Source organism: Burkholderia sp. E168m23, from assembly GCF_016586125.1.
GTDB classification, from domain to species: Bacteria; Pseudomonadota; Gammaproteobacteria; order Burkholderiales; family Burkholderiaceae; genus Burkholderia; species Burkholderia orbicola.
On record NZ_BCPP01001691.1, the window covers coordinates 1 to 575 of the forward strand.

Genomic DNA, 575 nt, shown 5'->3' on the forward strand with positions numbered 1-575 from the left:
TCGCTCGGCGTGAACACACCTTCGGCGAGCCCCTGCAAGCGCCCGCGCAGCACGGTCACGGGCGTGCGCAGCTCGTGCGCGATCGCCGCGTTCCAGAAGGTTTGCTCGTCGGTCACGCGCTGCAGTTCGCTTGCGAGCGCGTTGAAGTTGTCGGCGAGCAGCGCCGCTTCCTTCAACGAACGATCGCCGGCGACCGCGCGCGCCCCGAGATCGCCCCGCGCGACGCGGCGGATGCTGTCCGTGACCGAATTCAGCGGCACGAGGATGCGGCGCGACAGGTTGATCGCAACGATGACCGCGATCAACAGGCCGACCAGCGTGGTCGAGATGATCCACACCCACTCCGGCCCGCTCGGAAGCCAGCTCACCGCCTGGAAAGATTGCGGCGAGTACTGGTACAGCAGGTAGTAGAACGCATAGGCCGTCACGACGATCAGCACCGTGATGCCGAAGGCGATCGCGCCCATCGTCAGCGCGATCTGGCGGCTCAGGCCATCGAGTCTCACTCGCCGCTCCACAGTTTGTAGCCGACGCCGCGCACGCTGGCCGGCACGCCCGCAACGCCGAGATCGTCG

Annotated in this window: 1 protein-coding gene and 1 pseudogene; both read right to left on the reverse strand. The window is 67.3% G+C overall.

All coding sequences use genetic code 11. The features are described from left to right. A partial coding sequence (locus tag JMF90_RS39700; protein WP_201326613.1) for a HAMP domain-containing protein occupies positions 1-506 on the reverse strand: 506 nt, incomplete at its 3' end. Then, positions 503-575 (reverse strand): annotated as a pseudogene (locus JMF90_RS40760) (DNA-binding response regulator); the annotation flags it as partial. The pseudogene JMF90_RS40760 and the gene JMF90_RS39700, both read right to left, overlap by 4 nt.